12 protein-coding genes and 1 riboswitch are annotated in these 16,157 nt (G+C 69.8%); of the genes, 6 read left to right on the top strand and 6 right to left on the bottom strand.

Annotated features, from left to right (window positions below; genetic code table 11):
- The first annotated feature begins 231 nt into the window (after nt 1-231).
- From NBY69_RS02745 to def, 4 genes are all read left to right on the top strand, one after another.
- Nucleotides 232-1,581 carry an HD-GYP domain-containing protein gene (locus NBY69_RS02745; RefSeq protein ID WP_250297959.1) on the top strand — a complete coding sequence of 450 codons (1,350 nt, stop codon included), beginning with the start codon at nt 232-234 and terminating at the stop codon, nt 1,579-1,581.
- Nucleotides 1,578-2,828: an HD-GYP domain-containing protein gene (locus NBY69_RS02740; protein ID WP_250297958.1), complete on the top strand. Its 1,251-nt coding sequence runs from the start codon at nt 1,578-1,580 to the stop codon at nt 2,826-2,828. The genes NBY69_RS02745 and NBY69_RS02740 overlap by 4 nt, the downstream gene beginning before the upstream one ends.
- Nucleotides 2,829-2,981: 153 nt before the next feature.
- Nucleotides 2,982-3,965, top strand: a complete 984-nt coding sequence (locus NBY69_RS02735; RefSeq protein ID WP_250297957.1) for a hypothetical protein — start codon at nt 2,982-2,984, stop codon at nt 3,963-3,965.
- 101 nt (nt 3,966-4,066) lie between these two features.
- Nucleotides 4,067-4,696 (top strand): peptide deformylase, encoded by a 630-nt coding sequence (gene def, locus NBY69_RS02730; RefSeq protein WP_250297956.1) that lies wholly within the window; start codon nt 4,067-4,069, stop codon nt 4,694-4,696.
- Here the strand turns inward: def and NBY69_RS02725 are convergent.
- A complete protein-coding gene (locus NBY69_RS02725; protein ID WP_250297955.1) occupies nt 4,672-6,573 on the bottom strand; it encodes a family 20 glycosylhydrolase in 1,902 nt (633 codons plus the stop codon). The two genes, def and NBY69_RS02725, sit on opposite strands and share 25 nt — an antisense overlap.
- A gap of 224 nt (nt 6,574-6,797) precedes the next feature.
- Here NBY69_RS02725 and NBY69_RS02720 point away from each other — a divergent pair, with 224 nt between their 5' ends.
- Nucleotides 6,798-7,574, top strand: a complete 777-nt coding sequence (locus NBY69_RS02720; protein WP_250297954.1) for a hypothetical protein — start codon at nt 6,798-6,800, stop codon at nt 7,572-7,574.
- Between the two features lie 63 nt (nt 7,575-7,637).
- Here NBY69_RS02720 and NBY69_RS02715 read toward each other — a convergent pair whose 3' ends face one another.
- From NBY69_RS02715 to NBY69_RS02695, 5 genes are all read right to left on the bottom strand, one after another.
- A complete protein-coding gene (locus NBY69_RS02715) occupies nt 7,638-8,663 on the bottom strand; it encodes a ribonucleotide-diphosphate reductase subunit beta (RefSeq protein WP_250297953.1) in 1,026 nt (341 codons plus the stop codon).
- Nucleotides 8,663-11,023 carry a ribonucleoside-diphosphate reductase subunit alpha gene (locus NBY69_RS02710; RefSeq protein ID WP_250297952.1) on the bottom strand — a complete coding sequence of 787 codons (2,361 nt, stop codon included), beginning with the start codon at nt 11,021-11,023 and terminating at the stop codon, nt 8,663-8,665. The genes NBY69_RS02715 and NBY69_RS02710 overlap by 1 nt, the downstream gene beginning before the upstream one ends.
- Before the next feature lie 131 nt (nt 11,024-11,154).
- A riboswitch (cobalamin riboswitch) is annotated at nt 11,155-11,279 on the bottom strand.
- 303 nt (nt 11,280-11,582) lie between these two features.
- On the bottom strand, nt 11,583-13,214 hold the full coding sequence (gene mctP, locus NBY69_RS02705) for a monocarboxylate uptake permease MctP (RefSeq protein ID WP_250297951.1): 1,632 nt from the start codon (nt 13,212-13,214) through the stop codon (nt 11,583-11,585).
- Nucleotides 13,211-13,462 carry a DUF3311 domain-containing protein gene (locus tag NBY69_RS02700; RefSeq protein ID WP_250297950.1) on the bottom strand — a complete coding sequence of 84 codons (252 nt, stop codon included), beginning with the start codon at nt 13,460-13,462 and terminating at the stop codon, nt 13,211-13,213. The genes mctP and NBY69_RS02700 overlap by 4 nt, the downstream gene beginning before the upstream one ends.
- A 239-nt stretch (nt 13,463-13,701) precedes the next feature.
- Nucleotides 13,702-14,466, bottom strand: coding sequence for a GntR family transcriptional regulator (locus NBY69_RS02695; RefSeq protein ID WP_250298031.1), 765 nt, complete (start codon nt 14,464-14,466; stop codon nt 13,702-13,704).
- A gap of 300 nt (nt 14,467-14,766) precedes the next feature.
- Here NBY69_RS02695 and NBY69_RS02690 point away from each other — a divergent pair, with 300 nt between their 5' ends.
- Entirely contained in the window at nt 14,767-16,050 is a 1,284-nt protein-coding gene (locus tag NBY69_RS02690) for an extracellular solute-binding protein (RefSeq protein WP_250297949.1), read from the top strand.
- Nucleotides 16,051-16,157: the final 107 nt, after the last annotated feature.

Genomic DNA, 16,157 nt, shown 5'->3' with positions numbered 1-16,157 from the left:
ATTCCAGGAGACCGCAGCGGAGACGCTGCGGTCTCGCTGTTCCACCGCACTTCCACGGCCCCGGTCCGGTGGCACGGCCACCCCCGGGTTTGCCCGCCGGATTGTCACCCGAAGGTGCCCCTGATCCCCTGATGCGGCCCCCGGGCCGCCCCCGCGCGCCTATCCTCCCCAAACCTGTACGGACTCCGACGCCGTACGGATCCGTACGGATCCAGGAGAGGGAGGGCCGCCATGCGGGCACTGCCGCCGTCGGCGCGCGCCTGTGTCCTGTGCGCGGTGCTGGGTGCGCTCGGCTGCGCGCTGCCCGCCGTCACCGACCCGGCGACGCCCTGGCGCGCCGTCGCCCTGCTCGCCGCGGTGTACGCCGGATGCGAGCTGCTGGGGCGCCGGTCACCCGGTGGCGGCTCGTTCTTCCCCGTCCTCATCGCCGCCGCCCTGCTGCTGCCGCCCGCCGCCGCCGCGCTCGTCGCCGTACCGGGGGCGCTGCTCGGCAGGGTCGAGGACCCCCCGTACACCGTCCGCCGTATCTGGCACGCCGCGCAGCTCGCCCTCGCCGTGCGGGCCGCGGCGGAGGTTCCCGCGCTGCTCGGCGGGCTGGACCGCAGGCCCGAATTCCCGGGCGTCCTGCTGCCCGCCGTCGTCGCGGCGCTGGTCCTCTGCCTGGTGCTGACCGTCCTGGACGCCCTCGTGCGGGTGGCCGCCGAGCGGCTGCCCGTGCGGACGGCGGGCGGTGTGCGGGGGCTGCCGCGCTCGCCTGCCCCGTACGCCGTGCACGGGCTCGCCGGGGTGATGATGGCGGTGCTGTGGCGCAGCCCCTTCGGGCCGCCCGCCGCCCTGTTCGTGCTGCTGCCCATGTACATCTCCAGCTGGGTCTTCGCGCAGTACCACCGCGAGCGCGCCGCCCACCAGGCCACCATCCGGGCGCTGGTGCAGGCCGTCGACATCAAGGACCGGTACACCCGCGGGCACAGCGAACGCGTCGGCCAGGCATCGGCGATGATCGCCGGTGAACTGGGCATGGACGGCGACCGGCTGGAAGCGCTCCGCTTCGCCGGGATCCTGCACGACGTGGGGAAGCTCGGGGTGCCCACCAGGCTGCTCAGGAAGGACGGGCCGCTCACGCCCGAGGAGCGCCGGGTCATCGAGCTGCACCCCGAGTACGGGCACGAGATGGTCCGCGGCATCGGCTTCCTCGGAGAGGCACGGGCGGCGATCCTGCACCACCACGAACGGCTCGACGGCTCCGGCTATCCGTACGGCCTCTCCGGGGACCAGATCCCCGAGTTCGCCCGCGTCGTGGCCATCGCCGACGCCTTCGACGCGATGACGTCGACCCGCTCCTACCGCCGGGCCAGACCCGTCGACGCGGCGCTGCGGGAACTGCTGCGGTGCGCGGGCACGCAGTTCGACCCGGAGTTCGTCCGGGCGTTCGTCAGGGCGCTGACGCGGCACGGCTGGCACCCGGCCGTCACCGCCGACGGCCCCGACGCCCACCGGCACGGACCGCTGCCGCCCGCCCGCGCCGGGACGGACGGGACCGCGACGGCGGCCACGGCCACCGACCGGGACAGCCCCGCATGAGCGCCCGAACCCCGGCCGTCGTCGGCCTCGTCCGTGGCGCCGCCCTCCTCGTCACCGGCGTCTGCCTCGGCTGGACCCTCTGGTACGGCATCGACGACGCGGACACCGCCCTCGCCTTCGGGACGCTCGTCGCCGCGGGGGAACTCACCCGCCGCACCGGTCCGGGCAGCGAACGCGAACCCGCGCCGCTCGGGGCGGCGGGGGCCCTGGCCTACGCCCTGCTCGGCCAGAACGGCGGCCACCCCACCGGGCACGGCGTCCCCCAGGTCGTCGCCGTCGTCGTCGCGGGCGCGCTGGCCGGGGCCGTGCCCCATGTCGCACACGGCCGGGGGCCGGGCGCCGACCACATGGCCCGCCGGGTCCTCACCGTCGCCTTCGCGGCCGTCTGCTTCCAGCCCCTGTGCGGCTCCGGCCGGATCGAGGCGTGGGCGGTGCGCGGCCCCGCCTACGCCGTCGTGCTGCTGCTCCTGCTCGGCCTCACCGCCCTGTGCGACGCCGTGCTGGCCGCGGCGATGACGCACGCCCGCACCAGCTATCCGTACGGCCCGCTCCTGCGCGACGAGCTGCGCGCGCTGCTGGGCATCGGCTCGGCCGTCTGTGCCACCGGAGTCGTGATGGCGCTGGGTGTCGCGGTCGCCGGGCTGTGGGCGCTGCCCGTCTTCTCCGTACCGCTGCTGCTCACCCAGCTCTCGCTCCGCCGCTACGCACTGGTACGGACCACCTACCGCCAGACCATCACCTCGCTCGCCCGCTCCACCGAGATCGCCGGATACACCCCGCACGGCCACGCCCGCCGGGTCGCCACTCTCAGCCGGGCCGTCGGCCGCGAACTGGGCCTCTCCGAACCGGCGTTGACCGTGCTGGAGTACGCGGCGCTGATGCACGACATCGGGCAGCTGTCCCTCGTCGACCCGGTCCCCGACGGCGCCACCGCACGGCTGGAGCCGGCCGAACAGCGCCGGATCGCCCTGCTCGGCGGGGCGGTGGTCCGCCAGACCGGGGTGGACGCCGAGGTCGCCGTGATCGTGGAGCGGCAGGCGGATCCGTACCGCGACCAGCCGCTCACTGCCCGCATTGTCCGGGCTGTCAATGCGTACGAGGACCTGGCCGGGGAAAATGGAGGAGAAAGAGGTGCGGGCGGTCCGCTCAGCGCACTGGAGCGCCTGCGCCTGGGCACCGGCCACGACTACCAGCCGGAAGTCGTGGAATCCCTGGCGCGTGTGCTGTCCCGGGGCGGTGTCCCCTAGGGGCGTCCCGCCCGCGGAGGCCGCTCCTGGACCGGGTAACCAGTGGGTAATGAGCGGTGCTCCGACCGGGCATGGTTGGATGCGAAGAGAGGGCATCCGGGGGAATCGGATCCCGGGAAGCAGAGATTTTTCAGCGACCGGCAGGCGGGAATCGTGAGGATCTTCGGGAAGGTACGGCATCGGCCCTCCGCCTCGTGGCGGCAGGCCACCGACCGCGCGTTCACGCTGATCGGCGACGGTCGGTACGAGGACGCGGGGGCGCTGCTCACGCGCGCGGCCGATCTCGAACCGTGGCTGTCCGAGTCCTGGTTCAACCTGGCCCTGCTGCACAAGTTCCGGCACGACTGGGACCGGGCACGCACCGCCGGGCTGCGCGCCGTGGCGCTCCTCGACCGGCAGACCGGAGCCCCCGACTGGTGGAACGTCGGGATCGCGGCCACCGCACTCCAGGACTGGCCGCTGGCCCGCCGGGCCTGGCAGGCGTACGGGCTCAAGGTGCCCGGCGAGGCCGCGTCCAACGGCGAGCCGCTCGGCATGGACCTCGGGTCCGCCGCGGTACGGCTGTCGCCCGAGGGCGAGGCCGAGGTGGTCTGGGGCCGCAGGCTCGACCCCGCCCGGATCGAAGTGCTGTCCGTGCCGCTCCCCTCGTCCGGCAGGCGCTGGGGCGAGGTCGTCCTGCACGACGGCGTCCCGCACGGCGAGCGGGTCACCGCGGCGGGCCCCTCCTACCCGGTCTTCGACGAGATCGAGCTCTGGGCGCCGTCGCCCGTACCGACCTGGGTGGTCCTGGTGGAGGCGGCCGGTGAGGCGGACCGCGACGCCCTGGAGCAGCTCGCGGCCGACGCCGGATTCGCCGCCGAGGACTGGTCCTCCTCCGTACGGTTGCTCTGCCGGGCCTGTTCGGAGTCGCAGATGGAGAGCGACGAGGGCGACGGGGCGCAGCACCTGGACCCGCACGACCACAGCGAGCCCGGCCACCCCGGCCCGCTCGGCCACCGCACGGCCGGTGAGCTCTGGGTCGCCGAGCGGGAGTGCGGCATCGCGGCCCCGGCGGCGCTGGTGCGCGGGCTGCTCGACGGCTGGGTGGCCGACAGCCCGGACAGCCGTGAATGGCGGGACCTCGAAGAGGTCTGCTGAGCCTCTGCGCCTGTGCCGCCCGCCGATCCGCTCCCTCGCGCGGGCGGGGCCGTTAGGCTGTACGGACCGATCCGGGTTTTTGAGGAAGGCGTACGGCGGACATGTCGCAGCAGCAGACGGACCAGCAGATCAATGACGGTTTCGTCGTGGACACCGAGGACTGCGAGGAGCGCGAGGCGGCCCACCGCGCACGCGGCACCGCCCGTCCCGTCACCGTCGTGGGCCACCCCATGCTCCACCGGGAGTGCCAGGACGTCACGTCCTTCGACGGTGAGCTGGCCCAGCTGATCGACGACATGTTCGCCAGCCAGAAGGCCGCCGAGGGCGTGGGCCTGGCCGCGAACCAGATCGGTGTCGACCTCAAGGTCTTCGTCTACGACTGCCCGGACGACGACGGCAACCGCCACACCGGCGTCGTCTGCAACCCGGTGCTCGTCGAGCTCCCGGCCGACCGCCGCCGCCTCGACGACTCCAACGAGGGCTGCCTCTCCGTCCCCACGGCGTACGCCTCGCTGGCCCGCCCCGACTACGCCGAGGTCTCCGGCCAGGACGCCGAGGGCAACCCGATCAAGGTGCGCGGCACCGGCTACTTCGCCCGCTGCCTCCAGCACGAGACCGACCACCTGTACGGCTACCTGTACATCGACCGCCTGTCGAAGCGCGACCGCAAGGACGCGCTCCGACAGATGGAAGAGGGCACTCCGCGCTACGAGACCGTCGAGAACCTCTGACCCTGCAGCGACTGCACCGCGGCGCCGTCGGAGGCCCGCTCGCCGATGGCGAGCTGGGAGATGGCGTTGCGGACGGTCAGCCCGCCGGCCGAACTCTCCAGCTGCCAGCGCTGGGTGCGTGAGGCGGCCGAGCAGGTGGCCACGGACAGCTCGGAGCCGACCTCCAGCGGTGCCCCGGTGTGCAGCTCGCCCCGGTTGTCCTCCAGGCACTGGCCGGTGGTGGCCGACGTCAGCGTGTAGTAGCCGTCGGCGGTGGCCTTCAGCGTCCAGGCCGCGGTGGCGTCACTGCCGAACACGACGCCCGAACCGGCCCCCGGGGCAAGGGTCTTGTGGCCCTTGGCGGTCAGCTCGTACGTGCCGTCGGCGACCGGCGTACGGTCGGTGTTCGCCCAGCCCGGAGCGTGCCCGATCTTCTTCGCCAGCGCCTCGAAACCGGCGTACGTCGGGCTCGGCTTCGGCCCGCCCCAGGTCGCCTGCGCGATGAACCGCAGCGGCATGAAGGTCTTCGCCTCGACCTCGTTCTCGGTCTCGGCCGCGGCGCTGTCCGGCCAGAGCGAGATCTTCGCGCCGGTCAGGTTCGCGGACTTCGACGCCAGGGTCTCGCCGTCGAACTCCAGGGGCGTCCAGTTGCTGTCGTACAGCTGCTGGGTCTGTGTCGTGTAGCCGCCGCGCACGAGGTAGAGCGCGTACGCGGAGTTCATCACGGGCCGGCCCTCGGCGATGAGCTGGGACGGCTTCTCGATGGTGCCGCCGCTGATCCAGTGCTCGACGGTGATGTCACGGTCCAGCGGGACGACCGAGTTCTTGCCGGTCAGCCCGTCGTTCCAGATGCGCAGCGGGTGTCCGCCCGCCTTCACATGGGCGTTGACCTGGTTGATGAAGTCGGTGAAGAGGTCGTCCGGGGTGGCGCCGGCGCCCAACCGCTTCACCGCCTCGGTCTGCAGCTGCGGGTAGTCGGGGTACGCGGAGCCGATCATGTACTCGTCCCCGCCCATGTGCCACTGCTTGGCCCCCCAGGCCTTCAGCGCCTCGTCGACGAGCGAGGTGTAGTACGTCAGCGCCTCGGGCTTGGAGATGTCCAGCCGGGTCGGGGACGGCACCCCGTTCTTGTCCTTGAGCTGGAGCTCGGGGTGGTTCTGCAGGTACGGGTCGATGTGGCCCGGGGAGTTGATCTCGGGGACCAGCTCGATGTGGTATTTCGCGGCCAGCGCGGCCAGCTGTTTGACCTCCGCCTTGGTGTAGTAGCCCCAGAACGCGGACTTCGGGTCGACGTCGCTCTTGACCTTGGCCTCGATCCAGAGCTGGTTGAGCTTCTGCGAGGCCATGTCCTTCATCAGCCGCTCGAACCACGGGATTGACACGTGGATGTAGCAGGCGCAGACGCCGGCGCCGCGCTCGCGGTAGGCGGGGATGTCGGTGGCGGAGCCACGGGCCGCCTGCCTGTCGTCGTTCAGGAGCTGGAGCACGGTCCGGGTCCCGTAGAAGACACCGGTCGAGGTGGCGGCGGTGACGGTGACCCGGTCACCCACCGAGATGCGGTAGCCCTCGTTCCCCAACTGGTCCTTGAGGGACGGCTTCTCGGCCAGGACGACATCGCCGTTCCTGGCCCTGCCGTGGGTGACCGGGTGGTGTCCGGTGAGTTCGCCGCCGAAGCGGGCGGCGTCGGTGTCCGTACGGTGGTCCGTCCCCTCCAGCACGATGCGCGCGCGGTCGGCCAGCGTGAACTGGCCCGCCTCGCCGTGCCATTCGCTCAGCGCGGGCAGCACCTCGGGCGGCGCCGCGTCGGCGGCGCTCCGGGCTGCCGCGCTCTGCACAGGCAGCACCGCGGCACACAGAGCGGCCACCGCGGCCACCGCCACCGTGCCTCTTCTTGCCATCCGCATGATCGTCCACGTCCTTCCGTAGGCTGGTGCCCCGACCTTCGCGGCGGACGAGCGGGGTGTCCATGGACGGGAGTCCCACACGGTTGGACAGAACTGACGTGTGACGTCGGATGGTTGGCGGTCCGGTCCGGGTCCGGTGCGGGCGGACGGGGACCGTCCTCCGGCATCTCCGAGTGCACCTACCCTGAGCTCGCCAGAGGAAGTATCAAGGAGGGGACATGCGCAGAACTGCGCTGTTGACCGCGGCATCCGGTGCCGTGGTTCTAGGGGTACTGGGGACCACGGCGGCTCACGCCGAGGGCAAGGGTGACATCAGGGTCACCAGAACCGTGGTGAACAACGGAGGCAACGTCATCGTGGGGGTGCATGACGTCAAGACCTTCCCGATCGCCTTCACGGTCAAGGACAAATCCGGGGTGAAGGGCCTCAGCCACGCCAGCGTCTTCAACACGAAGAACGGCTATGGCCCCGTGGACCTGACCGCGAACAGCTGTCACAAGTCGAACAGCACGACATCCGTCTGCACCGCGACCTTCCAGGCGCACCCGTCCTGGTTCAAGTCGTCCGTGGACATCGACCCCAACGACCTCGCCGGTACCTGGCAGGTCAACGCCACTGTCCAGGCGAAGGACGGCGACTACTGGATCCATGACAGCCTCGCGCACTTCGACTTCAAGCGCGCGTCGACTCTCACCACGGACGCCACTCCCGAGCCCGTCACCAAGGGCGGCAAGCTCACCGTCAAGGGCAAGCTCGCGCGGGCCAATTGGAACGATCTCAAGTACCACGGCTACACGAGGCAGGACGTGAAGCTTCAGTTCAAGAAGACCGGGGCGTCCTCGTACGCCACGGTCAAGACGGTGAAGACCAGCTCCACGGGCACCCTGAGCACCACGGTCACGGCGACAGCCTCGGGCACCTGGCGCTGGAATTTCTCCGGTACGCACACGACGATGGCGATCACCTCTGCCGGTGACACGGTGAAACTGCGTTAGTACCTGTCCGGGCGCGCCCGCTGGTGATGCGGGCGCGCCTCCCCCTCCGGCCGGAATCAGATACTAGAAATCGTCGTCGAAGGAGACCGACCCCTCGACCGCGACCTGGTAGGCCGACGGCCGGCGCTCGAAGAAGTTCGTCAGTTCCTGGACGCCCTGGAGCTCCATGAAGGAGAACGGGTTCTCCGAGCCGTACACCGTCGGGAAGCCCAGCCGGGCCAGCCGCTGGTCGGCGACGCACTGCAGGTACTCCCGCATCGACTCGGTGTTCATGCCCGGCAGGCCGTCACCGCACAGGTCCCGGCCGAACTGCAGCTCCGCCTCGACGGCTTCCCGCATCATGTCGGTGACCTGCTGCTGGAGCGCTTCGTCGAAGAGTTCCGGCTCCTCCTTGCGGACCGTGTCCACGACCTCGAACGCGAAGTTCATGTGCATGGTCTCGTCGCGGAAGACCCAGTTGGTCCCCGTCGCCAGACCGTGCAGCAGACCCCGCGAGCGGAACCAGTACACGTACGCGAAGGCGCCGTAGAAGAACAGCCCCTCGATGCACGCGGCGAAGCAGATCAGGTTCAGCAGGAAACGGCGGCGGTCCGCCTGCGTCTCCAGCCGGTCGATCTTCTCGACCGAGTCCATCCACTTGAAGCAGAACTGCGCCTTCTCGCGGATGGAGGGGATCTCCTCGACCGCGTCGAAGGCCGCGGCGCGGTCGTCCGGGTCGGGAAGGTAGGTGTCGAGCAGCGTCAGATAGAACTGGACGTGCACGGCCTCCTCGAACAGCTGCCGCGACAGATACAGCCGCGCCTCGGGGGAGTTGATGTGCTTGTAGAGGGTGAGCACCAGGTTGTTGGAGACGATCGAGTCGCCCGTCGCGAAGAACGCGACCAGCCGGCCGATCATGTGCTGCTCACCCGGGCTGAGCTTCGCGAGGTCCGCCACGTCCGAGTGGAGGTCGACCTCCTCCACCGTCCAGGTGTTCTTGATCGCGTCGCGGTAGCGCTCGTAGAAGTCCGGGTAACGCATCGGGCGCAGCGTCAGTTCGAAGCCCGGATCGAGCAGGTTCTTCTGGGAGTTGGCGGAATCGGTGCTCATTACTGGCAGGCCTCGCAGGACTCGGGGTTCTCAAGGGAGCAGGCGATCGCGTCCGCGTCGGCGACCGGGGCGGCGGGAGCCTGCTGTGCGGGAATGGGGGCGGCGGCGGCGCGCGCGATCCGGGTCGCCGGGCGCGAGCGCAGGTAGTACGTCGTCTTCAGCCCCTGCTTCCAGGCGTACGCGTACATCGAGGAGAGCTTCCCGATGGTCGGCGTCTCCAGGAAGAGGTTCAGCGACTGGCTCTGGTCGAGGTACGGCGTACGGGCCGCCGCCATGTCGATCAGGCCGCGCTGCGGGATCTCCCACGCGGTGCGGTACAGCGCCCGCACCTCCGCGGGGATCCAGCTGAACCCCTGCACCGAGCCGCTGGCTTCGCGCAGCGCCTCGCGGGACTGCGCGTCCCAGACGCCCAGTTCCTTCAGCTCGTTCACCAGGTACGCGTTGACCTGGAGGAATTCACCCGAGAGCGTCTCGCGCTTGAAGAGGTTGGAGACCTGCGGCTCGACGCACTCGTACACCCCGGCGATCGACGCGATCGTCGCGGTCGGCGCGATGGCGAGGAGCAGCGAGTTGCGCATGCCGGTCTTCGCGATCCGGGCGCGCAGCGCGTCCCAGCGCGCGGGCCAGGCAGGCTCGGTGTCGAAGTGGTCGGGGTGCAGCACACCCTGAGCCGAACGCGTCTTCTCCCAAGCGGGGAGCGGGCCACTGCGCTCCGCGAGGTCGCAGGACGCCTCGTAGGCGGCGAGCATGATCCGCTCGGAGATCCGGGTGGAGAGCGCCCTCGCCTGCGGGGAGTCGAAGGGCATCCGCAGCTTGAAGAAGACGTCCTGGAGACCCATCAGACCCAGGCCCACCGGACGCCACTTGGCGTTGGAGCGGCCCGCCTGGTCGGTCGGGTAGAAGTTGATGTCCACGACCCGGTCGAGGAAGGTGACCGCGGTGCGGACGGTCTCGTCGAGGCGCTCCCAGTCCATGGAGTCACCGGAGACGAACGCGGCGACGTTCACCGAGCCGAGGTTGCAGACGGCGGTCTCACCGTCGTTCGTCACCTCCAGGATCTCGGTGCAGAGGTTCGACGAGTGGACGACCGAGCCGGGCTCCGCGGTCTGGTTGGCCGTACGGTTCGACGCGTCCTTGAAGGTCATCCAGCCCTGGCCGGTCTGCGCGAGGGTCCGCATCATGCGGCCGTACAGCTCCCGGGCCTGGATGGTCTTCTGCGCCAGCCCGTCGGCCTCGGCCTTGCGGTACGCCGCGTCGAACGCGTCCCCCCACAGGTCGACGAGGTCGGGCACGTCGGCGGGGGAGAACAGCGACCAGGTGCCGTCCGCGTCGACCCGGCGCATGAACTCGTCCGGCACCCAGTGCGCCAGGTTGAGGTTGTGCGTACGCCGGGCGTCCTCACCCGTGTTGTCGCGCAGCTCCAGGAACTCCTCGATGTCGGAGTGCCAGGTCTCCAGGTAGACGGCCGCGGCGCCCTTGCGCCGGCCGCCCTGGTTCACCGCGGCGACCGAGGCGTCCAGCGTCTTGAGGAAGGGGACGATCCCGTTGGAGTGCCCGTTGGTGCCGCGGATGAGCGAACCGCGGGAGCGGATGCGGGAGTACGAGAGGCCGATGCCGCCCGCGTGCTTCGAGAGGCGCGCGACCTCGTGGTAGCGGCCGTAGATCGAGTCCAGCTCGTCCAGCGGCGAGTCCAGCAGGTAGCAGGAGGACATCTGCGGGTGCCGGGTGCCCGAGTTGAAGAGCGTGGGGGAGGAGGGCAGGTAGTCGAGGCGGCTCATCAGCCCGTACAGCGCGGCGACCTCGTCCAGGGCGCGTACCGAGTCGTCCTCGGCCAGACCGCAGGCGACCCGCAGCATGAAGTGCTGGGGCGTCTCGATGACCTGGCGGGTCAGCGGGTGACGCAGCAGGTAGCGGCTGTACAGGGTGCGCAGCCCGAAGTAGCCGAAGCGGTCGTCGGCCGCGGTGTCGATCAGGGCGTCGAGCCGGGCGGCGTGCAGGGTGACGAAGCCGGCCGTGCGATCCCCGATCAGGCCCTCCCGGTGCCCGACGCCGACCGAGGCGGAGAAGGACACCGCGCCCTGCCCGGCCGCCTCGTCCGCGATGGACCGGGTGAGCAGCCGGGCGGCGAGCCGCGAGTACGCGGGGTCCTCGGAGATCAGACCGGCTGCCGCCTCGGTGGCCAGCTCACGCAGCTCGGCCTCGTCCGACGTGGCGTTGCGCCCGCGCAGCGCGGCGGCGGCGACCTTGCCGGGGTCGGTGTCGGTGAGGTCGGCGGTGAGGTCGGTCAGGGTCCGCAGCAGTACGGTTCCCGGGGCGTCCGTCACCTGTTCTGCGGCAGGTGCGGTGGGCGCGATGGTCACGGTGCGCTCTCCCTCGCTCGGCTGGGGGCCGGCGGGAGGCACGGGTGCGTACGGGCACAGCGAAGAGCAGCACACCGCACAGCATCCGCAGGCCCAACCGCGAGGCCCGGACGTGTCTCATCCGGATCGGTCGAGCCGGATGCGCGGTCGGCAGGTCCTCGGACTCCACGGTGCGCAAAAGCGCACTGATCACACCGTTGCGGGACAGTTCCGGATTCGCACCGGATTCCCCTGCGACGACAGCGAGGATGAGCATACATGTGGGGGCCGCTCGATATCGCACCCCCCATATGTTGTGTCGTGTCCGTTCAGGACCCCCGGACGTACGGGACCGGAGAGCGCCTGGGATCGGCTCTCAGGGGCCTCTCAGGAGTCCGTACGAAGCCCGGTCGCACGGGAATCCGGTGAGCCCCCACCCATGGCCGCCGGGTCGGCGGAACGAGCCCTGAGACCCCCTCGGAGGCCTTCGCCGCGCGCGGGCCCGGGGATACAGCGGAAGGGCCGCCGCGCCTCCCCGGGGGAGAGGCGCGGCGGCCCTCATGCGGCCTGCCGGTCGGTCTCAGTGACCGCCGGGGGCGCCGACGGTGGCCGGCGGGAGGTCGACCTGTACGTCCTCGTCGCCGGCGTCCGCCGTGTAGTCCTCCGGCGAGGTCTCGTCGATGCCGGCCGGGGCCTTGACCGCGTTGAGCACGACCGTCAGCACCAGCGTCACCACCACGTTCAGCACGAACGCGGTCAGCCCGATGTAGCCGATCTGGCCGATGCCCGGGATCTCCTTGGAGGAGCCGCCGAAGTGCGCCTGCGTCGGGCTCGCCACGCCGTACGCGGCCAGCGTCCCGTACGCCATGCCGACCGCCCAGCCCGCGAGCAGCGCCCAGCGGTGGAACCACCGGGTGAACAGCCCGCCGACCAGTGCCGGCATCGTCTGGAGGATCCAGATGCCGCCGAGGAGCTGGAAGTTGATCGCGACGGTCGGGTCCATGGCGAGGACGAAGAGCAGCGCGCCGACCTTCACCACGAGCGAGACCAGCTTGGAGACCTTGGCCTCCTGGGCGGGTGTCGCCTCCGGTTTGATGAAGTCCTTGTAGATGTTGCGGGTGAAGAGGTTCGCCGCCGCGATGGACATGATCGCCGCGGGAACCAGCGCGCCGATGCCGATGGCGGCGAAGGCCACCCCCGCGAACCAGTCGGGGAACATGTTCTCGAAGAGCTGCGGGATCGCCAGCTGTCCGTTCTTCACCTTGACCCCGGCGGCGATCGCCATGAAGCCGAGCAGCGCGAGCAGCCCCAGCATCAGCGAGTACAGCGGCAGGATCGCGGTGTTGCGCCGGATCACATTGCGGCTGCGCGAGGAGAGCGTCGCGGTGATCGAGTGCGGATACATGAACAGCGCGAGCGCCGAGCCGAGCGCGAGCGTCGCGTACCCCCACTGACCCGCGGCGCCCGGCGCCAGCGCGCCGCGTGGCTTGCCCGTCGCCGGGTTGGTCTGCGCGAACGCGTCACCGGCCTTGGCGAAGATGTCATGGAAGCCGCCCAGCTTCATCGGGATGTAGATGATCGCCACCAGGATGACCAGGTAGATCAGCCCGTCCTTGACGAAGGCGATCAGCGCGGGGGCGCGCAGCCCGGAGGAGTAGGTGTACGCCGCCAGCACCGCGAAGGCGAGCAGCAGCGGGAGGTCCTTGACGAACCAGTTGCTGCCCTCGCCGCCGACGCCCATCACGTCCAGCACGGCCTGGATGCCGACGAGTTGCAGGGCGATGTACGGCATGGTCGCGAGGATGCCGGTGACCGCGACCGCCAGCGAGAGCCCCTTGGAGCCGAACCGGCCGCGGACGAAGTCCGATGTCGTCACGTAGCCGTGCTTGTGCGAGACGGACCACAGACGCGGCAGGAAGGTGAAGATCAGCGGGTAGACCAGGATCGTGTACGGCACGGCGAAGAAGCCCGCCGCGCCCGCCGCGTAGACGGCGGCCGGGACGGCGACGAAGGTGTACGCCGTGTAGAGGTCACCGCCGAGCAGGAACCAGGTGACCCAGGTGCCGAACGACCGTCCGCCCAGGCCCCATTCGTCCAGGGTGGCGGCGTTCTCGGCGCGGCGCCAGCGCGCGGCCAGGAAGCCGACGACCGTGACGGCCACGAAGAAGAAGATGAAGACGCCGAGCGCGACTCCGTTCACACCGTCCTTCATGCGGACGCACCTCCCTTGCGGGCGCGCTGGTCACGCTGCCACAGCTTGTACGCGATCATCGTCAGCGCGGTCGAGATGAGGACCCAGAGCATCTGGTACCAGTAGAAGAACGGGATGCCGATGAACGCCGGGTCCACCTTCGCGTACGAACCGACCCACAGCATGGCGACAAAGGGTGCGATCAGGCATACCGCGATGATCACGCGCACCGGCGTGATCACCGCTCGTTTCTCGGGCGTGGCAGGCATGGTGGGCATGGTGCGGTCCGTCCCCTCGCTGAGCACCTCGTCGTGCAATGCGCAGGAAATCTAGGGGGAGGGATTCCGGCAGCGGAACCCCCGTCCGCATACCGGAACGACAACACCGTTGAATTCAGGGGAATTCAACGGTGGTCGGCCACCGGCGGACCCGTTCCTTCCTGTGCTGACGCAAGGACGTTAGGACAGGACGGGGGCTCGCGCCACACCTCTGCGAACAGCGGCCGGTCTCAGCCGTTCGGCCGCTGCAGTCGCGCGAGGAACTTGTACCGGTCGCCCCGGTACACGGAGCGCACCCACTCCACCGGCTCGCCCCGCTCGTCGATCGAGTGGCGCGAGAGCATCAGCATCGGCAGGCCGACGTCCGTACCGAGCAGCCCGGCCTCGCGCGGGGTGGCCAGGGAGGTCTCGATCGTCTCCTCGGCCTCGGCCAGCCGGACGTCGTACACCTCCGACAGCGCGGTGTAGAGCGAGGTGTACTTCACCAGTGAACGGCGCAGCGCGGGGAAGCGCTTCGCCGACAGGTGGGTCGTCTCGATGGCCATCGGCTCACCGCTCGCCAGCCGCAGCCGCTCGATCCGCAGCACCCGCCCGCCCGCTGTGATGTCCAGCAGCCCGGCCAGCGAGCCGTCGGCGGTGACATAGCCGATGTCGAGCAGCTGGGAGGTGGGTTCGAGTCCCTGGGCCCGCATGTCCTCGGTGTACGAGGTGAGTTGGAGGGCCTGCGAGACCTTGGGCTTGGCGACGAAGGTGCCCTTGCCCTGGATCCGTTCCAGGCGGCCCTCCACGACCAGCTCCTGGAGCGCCTGGCGCACGGTCGTGCGCGAGGTGTCGAACTCGGCGGCCAGGGTCCGCTCCGGCGGTACCGGGGTACCGGGCGGCAGGGTCTCCGTCATGTCGAGCAAATGCCGCTTGAGGCGGTAGTACTTGGGCACCCGTGCGGTACGTCCCGGCGCTGCGGCCTCGGTCCCGCTGCTTCCCCCGTCGGTACTCATCGCCAGCCTTCCCGAGTGCTGCGCTGCTGCCGTCACCGGCTCCTCCGTCTGTCGCGGCTCACATGGTGGCACGGTCCGGTCACGGGTCGTCGCCCTCCCTCAGGTGTCGGTCCGATAACGGACACGACAGCCTTCTTATACACCCTTGACACCCCCATAGGTCTAGGCCAAGCTCCGAGTACTGGTCTAAACCATTAAAGACCAGGTCCCAGCCCCACGGGCAGTACCTGTCGCACTTGTTGTGGCGAACGGCGTTCTCGGGTGGTGGGGGGAAGTTCTTGCATCCCTGAGGAGGGTGTCGTGAAGCGCGGACTCATCGCGGCGATCGGTGTAGCGGCAATGCTGGCCAGTGTTGCGGCCTGTGGCTCTGACAACGATAAGGACAGCAGCAAGAAGGCGGGGGCCGACGGTTACAAGGGGCAGACCCTGACCGTCTGGACCATGTCGGGGTCGAACCCTCCCGGGTGGACGAAGACGGTCCAGGCCGAGTTCGAGAAGAAGACCCAGGCCAAGCTGAACATCCAGGTCCAGGACTGGAACGGGATCCAGCAGAAGATCACCACGTCCCTCTCGGAGTCGAACCCGCCGGACGTCCTGGAGATCGGCAACACGCAGACCCCGGCGTACGCGAAGACCGGCGGCCTGGCCGACCTGGGCGATCTGAAGAGCGAGATCGGCGGCTCCTGGGCCGACGCGGTCAACAAGCCCTCCATCTACGAGGGCAAGCAGTACGCGCTGCCGTGGTACATCGGCAACCGCGTCGTGATGTACAACAAGAAGATCTTCAAGGACGCGGGCATCACCACGACCCCGAAGACGCGCGCCGAGCTCTTCAAGGACTTCGACGCCATCAAGAAGCAGGGCAAGGCCGAGCCCATCTACCTGCCCGGCCAGAACTGGTACTTCTTCGACGGTCTGCTCGTCGGCAAGGGCGTCGAGCCGGTGAAGAAGGAAGGCGACAAGTACGTCTCCAACCTCGCCGACCCGAAGGTCGCCGAAGCCATGGACGTGTACAAGCAGTACCAGTCCTACTCCAAGGCCCCCAAGGACAAGGACGAGGCCACCCCGCAGCAGGCCGAGGTCTTCGCCAAGGGCAAGACCGGCGCGATCATCGCGATGGGCTACGAGGCCGGTACCGCCCTCAAGGCCAACCCGAAGCTCAAGGACGACATCGGCTTCTTCACCATCCCCGGTGAGACCGCCGACAAGCCCGAGGGCGTCTTCCTCGGCGGGTCCAACTTCGCCGTTGCCGCGGGCAGCAAGAAGCAGGATCTCGCCAAGGAGTTCCTGAAGATCGCGCTCTCCGAGAAGAACGACGGCGCGCTCATCAAGGAGGCCGGCTGGTCGCCGAAGGGCGCCGACCAGCAGAAGTACACCGTGGGCCAGCCCGCCGCGGAGGCTGCCGGTCCGGCTTCGGCCAAGTCCGGTGGCACCACGCCGCTGATCCCCGAGTGGGCACCGGTCGAGAACCCGCCGAACCCGATCAAGACCTACATGACGCTGGTTCTGCAGGGGAAGTCCCCTGCGGAGGCTGCCAAGTCGGTCGAGGCGGACCTCGACAAGCGTCTCAGCCAGCAGCAGTAGGCACCCGTAGTAGCAGCGCGTGACGGGGCGGGGCGGCGGGCCCACCAGCCCGCCGCCCCGGCGTCGCGCTTCGTCCTTGTACGGCTTTGTTGGAAGTGATGGCGAGC

It is taken from the genome of Streptomyces sp. A 4/2 (assembly GCF_940670765.1).
GTDB lineage: Bacteria > Actinomycetota > Actinomycetes > Streptomycetales > Streptomycetaceae > Streptomyces.
Note: the sequence above shows the minus strand (reverse complement) of the source record. Positions and strands in the feature narration are given on the sequence as shown.

Excerpts from the sequence above, each read along its gene's own strand:
- NBY69_RS02715 (WP_250297953.1), bottom strand. The coding sequence starts at position 8,663 with ATGAGCACCGATTCCGCCAACTCCCAGAAGAACCTGCTCGATCCGGGC.
- NBY69_RS02740 (WP_250297958.1), top strand. The coding sequence starts at position 1,578 with ATGAGCGCCCGAACCCCGGCCGTCGTCGGCCTCGTCCGTGGCGCCGCC.
- NBY69_RS02720 (WP_250297954.1), top strand. The coding sequence starts at position 6,798 with ATGCGCAGAACTGCGCTGTTGACCGCGGCATCCGGTGCCGTGGTTCTA.
- mctP (WP_250297951.1), bottom strand. The coding sequence starts at position 13,214 with ATGAAGGACGGTGTGAACGGAGTCGCGCTCGGCGTCTTCATCTTCTTC.
- NBY69_RS02700 (WP_250297950.1), bottom strand. The coding sequence starts at position 13,462 with ATGCCTGCCACGCCCGAGAAACGAGCGGTGATCACGCCGGTGCGCGTG.
- NBY69_RS02745 (WP_250297959.1), top strand. The coding sequence starts at position 232 with ATGCGGGCACTGCCGCCGTCGGCGCGCGCCTGTGTCCTGTGCGCGGTG.
- def (WP_250297956.1), top strand. The coding sequence starts at position 4,067 with ATGTCGCAGCAGCAGACGGACCAGCAGATCAATGACGGTTTCGTCGTG.
- NBY69_RS02725 (WP_250297955.1), bottom strand. The coding sequence starts at position 6,573 with ATGGCAAGAAGAGGCACGGTGGCGGTGGCCGCGGTGGCCGCTCTGTGT.
- NBY69_RS02695 (WP_250298031.1), bottom strand. The coding sequence starts at position 14,466 with ATGAGTACCGACGGGGGAAGCAGCGGGACCGAGGCCGCAGCGCCGGGA.